The sequence below is a fragment of the Oleiphilus sp. HI0117 genome (genome assembly GCF_001635235.1).
Map to the genome: position 1 here is coordinate 1 of NZ_LWGA01000856.1, position 9,176 is coordinate 9,176.

9 protein-coding genes and 1 rRNA gene are annotated in these 9,176 nt (G+C 44.2%); 8 read left to right on the forward strand and 2 right to left on the reverse strand.

Annotated elements, in window-relative coordinates; translation table 11 throughout:
- Nucleotides 1-215: 215 nt before the first annotated feature.
- Nucleotides 216-330, forward strand: a 5S ribosomal RNA gene (gene rrf / locus A3757_RS14730).
- A 258-nt stretch (nt 331-588) separates the two neighbouring features.
- Here the strand turns inward: rrf and A3757_RS14735 are convergent.
- On the reverse strand, nt 589-1,149 hold the full coding sequence (locus A3757_RS14735; RefSeq protein WP_197470060.1) for an acyl-CoA thioesterase: 561 nt from the start codon (nt 1,147-1,149) through the stop codon (nt 589-591).
- A gap of 103 nt (nt 1,150-1,252) precedes the next feature.
- A complete protein-coding gene (locus A3757_RS14740; protein WP_068516429.1) occupies nt 1,253-2,248 on the reverse strand; it encodes a putative solute-binding protein in 996 nt (331 codons plus the stop codon).
- Nucleotides 2,249-2,570: 322 nt separating this feature from the next.
- Between A3757_RS14740 and A3757_RS14745 the strand changes: the two genes are divergently transcribed.
- The 7 genes from A3757_RS14745 to rpsI all read left to right on the forward strand — a co-directional run bounded on the left by A3757_RS14745 (nt 2,571) and on the right by rpsI (nt 8,919).
- Nucleotides 2,571-4,118, forward strand: coding sequence for a 2-isopropylmalate synthase (locus A3757_RS14745; protein WP_068553697.1), 1,548 nt, complete (start codon nt 2,571-2,573; stop codon nt 4,116-4,118).
- A gap of 5 nt (nt 4,119-4,123) precedes the next feature.
- On the forward strand, nt 4,124-4,954 hold the full coding sequence (locus A3757_RS14750) for a hypothetical protein (RefSeq protein WP_068553698.1): 831 nt from the start codon (nt 4,124-4,126) through the stop codon (nt 4,952-4,954).
- A gap of 1 nt (nt 4,955) precedes the next feature.
- Nucleotides 4,956-5,417: a ribosomal protein S18-alanine N-acetyltransferase gene (gene rimI / locus A3757_RS14755; protein WP_082865262.1), complete on the forward strand. Its 462-nt coding sequence runs from the start codon at nt 4,956-4,958 to the stop codon at nt 5,415-5,417.
- A 107-nt stretch (nt 5,418-5,524) separates the two neighbouring features.
- A complete protein-coding gene (gene prfC / locus A3757_RS14760) occupies nt 5,525-7,105 on the forward strand; it encodes a peptide chain release factor 3 (protein WP_068516418.1) in 1,581 nt (526 codons plus the stop codon).
- A complete protein-coding gene (locus A3757_RS14765) occupies nt 7,106-7,891 on the forward strand; it encodes a TatD family hydrolase (protein WP_082872117.1) in 786 nt (261 codons plus the stop codon).
- Between the two features lie 194 nt (nt 7,892-8,085).
- On the forward strand, nt 8,086-8,514 hold the full coding sequence (rplM, locus tag A3757_RS14770; RefSeq protein WP_068516415.1) for a 50S ribosomal protein L13: 429 nt from the start codon (nt 8,086-8,088) through the stop codon (nt 8,512-8,514).
- A gap of 12 nt (nt 8,515-8,526) precedes the next feature.
- The gene (rpsI, locus tag A3757_RS14775; protein WP_068507251.1) at nt 8,527-8,919 is read left to right on the forward strand and encodes a 30S ribosomal protein S9; all 393 of its coding nucleotides are present in this window, start codon (nt 8,527-8,529) and stop codon (nt 8,917-8,919) included.
- Nucleotides 8,920-9,176 lie beyond the last annotated feature (257 nt).

Genomic DNA, 9,176 nt, shown 5'->3' on the forward strand with positions numbered 1-9,176 from the left:
GTAACGTATTGAGCTAACCAGTACTAATTGCTCGTGAGGCTTAACTATATAACGCCCAAGTGGTTTTATAGTGAATGATTATTCGTACAACGACGGGTAACGCAAATTGGATATGAGTCTTCGTTAGACAGCAGAGATAAAATTAGCTATTACTTGCTATTGTTAAAGACGCAGAATTAAGTGTTGTTGATCAAGTATCAGCAACCGAAGTTTTGCCTGACGACCATAGAGCTTTGGAACCACCTGATCCCATCCCGAACTCAGAAGTGAAACGAAGCATCGCCGATGGTAGTGTGGGAGGTCCCATGTGAGAGTAGGTCATCGTCAGGCTTCTATTAGAAACCCCAGTAGGTCGTCCTACTGGGGTTTTTTATTGCCTGGTGAAAAGGCAAATTTAGAAAATATGAAAAAACCTTGGAGATATACGTCTTCAAGGGTTTTTTGTTAATAGTTATAGCTCTGAATTAAACTTGCTACTATCTGACCGTGTTAGTAAGTAAATCAGGTGCCGCTGCTTATTATGTAGGTGTTCACGCTGGCTGTTGTAAGCAACACGCGTAAAACAGAGTTTTTATACCGGCATGGTATTTAGCTTTGCCGGTATTTCTCGAACTCTACGTTGATCTGCTCTTCAGTCATATGTTCCGTATTACTGATCCACTTATCGTGAATCTCTTTCAGCCGCAGATCATGTTCTTTACGAAGCTCCCTTCTTACTTTTGCTGCAATATAGCGCTGTTTTTGCTTATCTGCTTTAAAGTCGAGTGGCGGAACTTCTGTGGGCTTTCCATCCTCACCCATTGCTACCATAGTAAAATAGCAGCTGTTGGTATGGCGCTTCTCGTGAGAGTGAATATCTTCAGCAACGACTTTGACGCCTACTTCCATTGACGTGCGTCCGACGTAGTTTACAGAAGATAAAAAGGTGACGAGTTCGCCAATTTTAATCGGTTGGCGAAAGTTAACTTGGTCTACAGAAAGGGTGACGGCGTAATGGCCGCTATAGCGTGATGCGCAGGTATAAGCGACCTGGTCTAGTAGCTTTAATAGTGCGCCGCCGTGTACGTTACCTGAAAAGTTAGCCATTTCAGGTGTCATTAGCATAGTGAATATTACTGGCTCATTAGTGCCATATTGAATGTCAGACATAAGTTTGCTCCTCTAATGGTGCTATTGTAGACCTAAAGAGAAGCACTGATAATAAAAAAGGCCCCTTAAAAGGAGCCTTTTTATAATCTGCTAAGCTATTAGCCTATTCAGGAGTTGCACACTCACTTGCAGATGGGTTTTCAGCACAACGGATTTTCCAAAGCAGCTTAAGCGCTTTAGGGTCCATTTTACCTTCAGCTTTAAGTGCTAGACGAATGTCACGGCTAAACTTAACTAGCTCTTTTTTAGTCTCTTCGTTAGTTTTGATCCAGTACTTAGCTGGTATTTCTTTTTCGGCATCAGCAACTAGTTTATTGATAGCTTTCAAGCGGCCAACAACGTATTTACGCATTTTGTTACCAAAGTCTGCTGGGAAGTTGTCTTTCTTGGTGATTGTTTGAAGCATGCCGTAATATAGACGGTAGTCAAGAATGCCACCTTTGTCGCCAAGGCCGTGGTATAGCTCAAAAGTGTTGTAAGCTAGTGCTGGCATGAAAAGGATATCAATGTTGCCGTTGTTGAACTGGCCAGAGAACGTTGCCAAAGAAGTGCCTACAGGTGATGCGCCGGCCATGTTAGCAAGCTTGTGAGTCTGTGGGTCTTCATTAAGAACTGAAATCTTCTTGCCGCTGAAGTCTGCAACTGTATTGATGTTCTTATCGTTTACGAACGCGAACATAGAGCCAACAGGCCATGCAGCAACTGCTTCATATTGACCGTTTGTCATGATTTTGCCAGCCTTAGGGCTTGCAAGAGTAGCAAGAATTTTACCAAGACCAGAGTCGGAAGTGATACCGCCAATTGCATCAAGTGTCCCTGCGAAAGGAACAAATTGACGTGATAGGATTGCACTCAAGTGAGCGCCGTCACATACACCAGCTTTGAAGTCGTTAGCAGCAACTTTTTCATCGGTATAAGCGATAAACTCAAGATCTAAACCCCATGCGATAGCTTTTGGCTTTAAATCTGAATAGAAAGTCATTACTGGGCCGTTCTTCCCTACTGGATCCCATGTACAAATTGTTTTCTTTTCTAGCGCTGACGCTAGCGTACTAAAAAGAAAAATTACTGCGGTAAATAGTATTTTCTGTGCCGTCATCTTGACGTATCCCCAATTAAAATTACAAGTTCAAAGCGAAGCGCGAATTTTCGTCTATAATCGCGAGAAGTTCAATGGTCTTTGCTTTATTTGATAGACCAATTCGCAATATCGAGCATATGATAGTTTACTAGGTTGTTTACTCTAGACACTCTATAGGCTCGCTACTCTGTAGAGATATCGAAATAACGTGAATTCTTACTGACTGAGCATTGTTTAACTTAGGTCTTGTCGCTATAGTTAGCGGTTTGATTTAATAAGCTGCAATGTATTGTATTAGCTTAGATAAACTCTTTAGGATATTGATTTAGGAGCACGGCGAATGTCCGATAAAAATAAGCTTGTTATCTTTGATACGACCCTACGAGATGGCGAGCAAAGCCCCGGTGCATCGATGACCAAGGCAGAGAAATTGAGAATTGCTCGTGCACTTGAGAAGATGCGTGTTGATGTTATTGAAGCGGGGTTTGCGATTGCAAGTCCGGGCGACTTTGAGTCGGTTAAATCTATCGCTGATACAATAGTAGATTCTCGAATATGTTCTCTATCCAGAGCATTGGATAAGGATATCGATCGTGCTGCTGAAGCTTTAAGAGGAGCAAATGCGTCGCGTATTCACACCTTCATCGCAACCTCTCCGATCCATATGAAGTATAAGCTTCAAATGGAGCCGGATGCAGTTGTCGAGCAAGCTGTGCGAGCAGTAAAAAGAGCGCGAAGCTATACAGATGATGTCGAGTTTTCATGTGAAGATGCTGGTCGTTCAGAGTTGGATTTTCTTTGTCGTATTATAGAGCAAGCGATTAATGCTGGTGCTTCCACAATAAATATCCCGGATACGGTGGGCTATGCGATTCCCGAGCAGTTTGGTGAAACCATAAAAAACCTTATCGAGCGAATTCCAAATTCAGACAAAGCTATTTTCTCAGTTCATTGTCACAATGATCTCGGCTTAGCTGTTGCAAACTCTTTGTCTGCGGTAACCAATGGTGCACGCCAGATTGAATGTACTATTAACGGATTGGGTGAGCGAGCCGGAAATGCTTCTTTGGAAGAGGTTGTAATGGCAGTTCGTACACGATCTGACTTTTTTGACCTATCGACAAATATCGACTCTACACAGATCGTGCCTTGCTCGCGGTTAGTGTCGACGATTACTGGCTTCCCGGTTCAGCCAAATAAAGCAATTGTTGGTGCAAATGCGTTTGCGCATGAGTCTGGCATTCACCAGGATGGTATATTGAAGCATCGAGAAACTTACGAAATTATGAAGGCTCAAGATGTTGGCTGGCATACTAATAGTCTGGTTCTAGGTAAACACTCTGGCAGAAATGCATTTCGTTCCAGAATAGAAGAGCTTGGAATTTCATTGGAGTCTGAGACTGAGTTAAATCAGGCGTTTGCAGCATTTAAAGAATTGGCAGATAAAAAACACGAGATATTTGATGAGGATCTGCATGCATTGGTAAGTTCGACTAAATCTCTAGATCAGGTCGATCTCTATTCCTTGGTTTGTTTGTCAGTGTGTTCCGAGACAGGTGTTGTGCCTGTCTCAAAGGTTACTTTGCTCGTCGATGGAGAGGAAAAGTCTGCTGAGTCAGACGGTAGTGGCCCGGTTGATGCAACCTATAAGGCAATCGAGAAGATAGTTAACTCGGGTGCTGCGCAGCAATTATATTCTGTAAATAGCATCACAAGTGGAACCGACTCTCAAGGGGAGGTAACGGTTCGGCTAGAGAAAGACGGGCGTATTGTAAATGGTTTAGGTGCAGATACCGATATTGTCATTGCTTCTGCCAAGGCTTATTTGCATGCGCTTAACCTGCTCGAGCGTCACGACCCACGTCAGCACCCGCAAGGCGATGTATAAGTAGTATGTTGGCGCTATCCGATAGGCAGTCGCACCTCAGTGCGATGGGGGTTCACCAGTGGTATACCCGAACAAAGCTTTCCGGAGCTGCGCCGACGCCTGAGACAGTCCTCTTTCAGCCCGCGATAACAGAACTCTGCGAATCAGACTTAAAGCATGCTCTGCAGGATTCACTTGCGCCAGAGCGTAATGTTACGGAGAGTTTGGCTGCGGTAGAGAGAGCTCACTCTGCCATGGATATTCTAAAATCGGGTGGGCTTCGTCCTAGCGATGGTGAGGAGCCGGTTCAAGAGAGTCTTGAGTCGCGAGCACCTGTAGGAAGAAATCAGGCAGATTCTGAAGGTGTTGATATTAGTGCTTTGCCTTCATTATCTGGTGATCGCGCCTTAGATAGTTTTTCTCTGGTTCTATATAGAACCAGTCATGGTTTGATAATTTCTGAGTCTTTGGAGCCGGCAAGTCATCCAGTAGAGCTGACTCTGCTAAAAAATATAATTAAATCAAAAGCAGGCATGCATGACCTGCATGATAAGCCAGAATTCCAACAGCTGTTCAGTTGGCCGGTGTTCCGCTCTCTTAACTTGCAAAGTAAGCAAGGGGGGGATTTACCTGTTCTGCTGGCAAGTTGGATCAACTCCCATTGCGCTGAAGATGTAAAGAGTGTTCTGTATTTTGGGGCGGCGTATCCGCAGCTGAAGAAATTCTACGCCGAGCTAGTTTCATCCAGACCCGCTCTTAGCTTTAACGTTTTTAGTCATTCCCTGGCCGACATGCTTCGTTTCCCGCAGCGCAAGTCAGACACCTGGGTAGAATTGTGTGCTTACTTTGGTGAGTAAGTTGACTTCAATTTCCTTTCGAGACTTATGTAAAGCAGATTTAGACGCGGTCTTAAATATTGAAAGACGAGCCTACCCTTTACCCTGGAGTCAAAAAATGCTCGAGACCTCTCTAGGCAAAGATGACTGTTTTGGCGTAGAGCGGGCAGGGGTGCTTATTGGTTATGCTTTTGTTTCATGTGTATTGGATGAAGCGCACTTGCTGAATATATGCATTGATCCTGCATATGCGAGAAAAGGCTTTGGTCGAAAGCTTCTTCAATACACGGTATCTAAAGCGATACAGAAGCAAGCAAATGTATTTTTTCTTGAGGTCAGAGAGTCGAATCGCCAGGCAATCGACTTATATTTCTCTGAAGGATTTAATGAGGTTGGTGTGAGACCAAATTATTATCCTGCTGCTCAAGGAAAAGAAAATGCCGTATTAATGACACTAGAGTTATCGGTCGACCTTCAAGTCTAAATTTTTCTCTTGCTGCGAAAAAATACTCAGACGTTTATAATCACAGAAATTTTTATTAAGGCTGGTTTTCGGACTGGCATGCCGAAATCTTAAGGTAAGTATTCTTAATGTCACAAATAACAGATGAAATCTCCACGCGTAGAACCTTTGCGATTATTTCTCACCCTGATGCGGGTAAGACCACCATTACTGAAAAAGTCCTGTTATTTGGCGCGGCGATTCAAAAAGCCGGTACCGTGAAAGGGAAGAAAAGCGGTCAGCATGCAAAGTCTGATTGGATGGAAATGGAAAAGGAGCGTGGTATCTCGGTAACGACCTCGGTGATGCAGTTTCCATTTAATAAATGTCTGGTTAATTTGCTTGATACGCCGGGGCACGAAGATTTCTCGGAAGATACTTATCGAACCTTAACTGCGGTTGACTCTAGTTTGATGGTGATTGATTCAGCCAAAGGTGTAGAGGAACGTACAATCAAATTAATGGAGGTTACGCGTCTTCGTGACACGCCTATTGTAACCTTTATGAATAAGCTCGATAGGGATATTAGAGATCCGATAGAGTTAATGGACGAAGTGGAAGACGTTCTAAAGATTGCGTGTGCACCAATCACCTGGCCTATTGGCATGGGTAAAGAGTTTAAAGGTGTTTATCACTTATATAAGGATGAGACAGTCCTTTATCAGACGGGGCAAGGTCATCAGATTCAGGATTCAAGAGTAATAAAAGGTCTCGATAATCCAGAGCTGGAAGAGGCGATTGGGCATTATGCAGAAGAACTTAGAGATGAAATTGAATTAGTTAAAGGTGCATCGCACGAGTTTGATCATGAGCTATTTTTAGCAGGCGAACTGACGCCGGTGTACTTCGGTACCGCTCTGGGTAATTTTGGTGTAGACCATATGCTTGAAGGCTTAACTGAGTGGGCGCCTGCGCCGCAATCACGAGCGACGAATGTGCGCCAGGTTGAGGCCGAAGAAGAAAAGTTCACAGGCTTCGTTTTTAAAATTCAGGCAAATATGGACCCAATGCATCGAGACAGAATCGCATTTATGCGCATTTGTTCGGGAAAGTATAAGAAAGGAATGAAGTTAAAGCATGTTCGCACAGGTAAAGATGTGCGTGTTTCAGATGCGGTGACCTTTATGGCAGGTGACCGAGAACATGCAGATGAGGCTTATGCAGGCGATATTATTGGTTTGCATAATCACGGGACGATTCAGATAGGTGATACCTTTACTGAGGGTGAGCAGCTTAAGTTTGCGGGCATTCCAAACTTTGCGCCTGAGCTTTTTAGACGAATTCGTTTGAAAGATCCTCTGAAGATGAAGCAGCTTAACAAAGGCTTGATTCAATTGTCTGAAGAAGGCGCTGTTCAGGTGTTTCGTCCGCTGAAGTCAAATGACTTGATAGTTGGTGCCGTCGGGGTGCTTCAGTTCGATGTCGTAGTGCATCGATTAAAGGCTGAATATAAGGTCGATGCTATGTATGAGCCGATCAGCGTTGCGACGGCGCGCTGGGTGTCGTGTGATGACCCGGTCAAACTAGAGGCGTTTAGAAAGAAATGCTTTGATAATTTAGCTTTGGATGGGGGGGATAACTTGAGTTATATCGCGCCAACGATGGTGAATTTACAGTTATCTGAAGAGCGCTACCCTGAAGTGCAGTTTAGAAAGACGCGAGAGCACTAATTGCAGAATGAGGTGATAGGTCCGGAGCTTTACGATACTCATTGTCATTTAGATTTTGTTGAGTTTGAGGGGCGGCAAGAAGCCCTGCTTGAAAGTTGTCGCCGGGCAAGTGTAACAAAGTTGATTATCCCATCGATTGATCGTGGATCATGGGAGGGGGTGCAAGGCTTATCGCTTGGCCATCCTCAGCTAAGTTATGCCTTAGGGTTGCATCCTCTTTTTATAGCTAGGCATTCTTTAGGCGATATTAGCAGGCTTGATGCGTGCTTATCCCCGCGGCCTGAGGGGCTGGTTGCTGTTGGCGAGATAGGGCTTGATGTAACGGCAGCAGATATGGCTCTGCAGTACAGCTTGTTTGAGGCGCAGTTGGCGCTTGCAAGTGATCATGGTTTGCCCGTTATCATGCATGCTCGAAAAACGCATTCCCAGATACTGTCCGCATTAAAGAAGTTTCCAGGGAAGGGGGTGATTCATGCCTTCTCCGGAGGCAAGGACTTGCTCGATCAGTATGTCGCCAAAGGGATAAGCATCGGTGTAGGTTGCGTTATTACTTGGCCAAGTGCCACGCGAACCCGATCCGCTGTTGCGACAGCCCCTTTGGGTAGTTTGTTGTTGGAGACGGATAGCCCGGATATGAGAGTTTCCGGGTTGAGGCGAGAGTTTGGTTGTCCTTCGGATATTCGTCAGGTTTTTTCGGCGCTATGTAATATTCGCTCTGAAAGCCCTGAAATCTTGGCTGCAGCCTTGAGAGATAATGCCGAAGAAATTTTTTATGCGGGGCAATGAAAGAAAAACTAAATTAGTTCTGGATTAATTGTGTTTAATTATATTATACTGCGCGCCCTAAAATTATCGGTGTAGCTTTGCGAGTACAGCCCCGTCTCAATATGTGAAACCGCGATAATTCGTGACATCCGAATGGCGAAATTGCCATCGAACTTGGATTTTGTAAAGGCTCATTGGAGCTAAAGGCGGAATAAATGAAAACGTTAAGTGCAAAGCCAGAAAGCGTAAAGCGTGACTGGTATGTAGTAGATGCTACAGGCAAAACACTTGGTCGCTTATCAAGTGAAATTGCGAGCCGTTTAAGGGGCAAGCATAAGCCAGAATACACACCTCATGTTGATACAGGTGATTACATTGTTGTTGTTAATGCAGAGAAAGTTGCAGTAACAGGTAACAAGGCTAAAGATAAGATTTATCACAGACATACTGGTTATATCGGTGGTCTTAAGTCGATTTCTTTCGAAAAATTGATCGATAAAGCTCCTGAGCGTGCTATTCAAGGTGCGGTTAAAGGCATGTTGCCACGCGGACCTCTAGGTCGTGAAATGTTCAGAAAGCTAAAAGTGTATGCTGGTGATGTTCATCCTCATACTGCACAACAACCGCAAGTTTTAGATATTTAACGGAAGGCGATTATGTCAACTACATATAATTATGGAACTGGTCGTCGTAAAACTTCTGCGGCGCGCGTATTTCTAAAATCTGGTGGCGGTAATATTGAGATCAATGGCCGTGCACTAGATCAGTTTTTTGGTCGTAAGACTGCTCAGATGGTTGTTCGTCAGCCTCTAGAGTTGGTAGAGATGGCCGATAAGCTTGATGTAAAAATCACTGTAAAAGGTGGTGGTACAACTGGTCAAGCTGGTGCGATTCGTCACGGTATTGCTCGTGCTCTAATGGAGTATGACGAAACGTTGCGTCCAGCACTGCGTGAAGCAGGTTGGGTTACTCGTGATGCGCGTGCAGTAGAGCGTAAGAAGGTTGGTCTACGCAAAGCGCGTAAGAAGCCTCAGTTCTCAAAGCGTTAATACGCCTTATTCAAGAAACGCTTGTCGGTTATGCTGGCAGGCGTTTTTTTTTATGTTAATCCTTATTTTTATTAGGGATATTGTAGCGAAAGTTGTTGAAGCGGCAGGTCAATTTAATTACTATCTGTGGGTTTTGAAGTGCGCGGTCTAAAATTTTAGTCTAGTGTCGATAAGATAAAGTGATTGGGCGTTATTTACGCAGGTATAAGTTACTTATACTGGTGTAGATGTTGCTGGGTCATCATAACTAAACTACT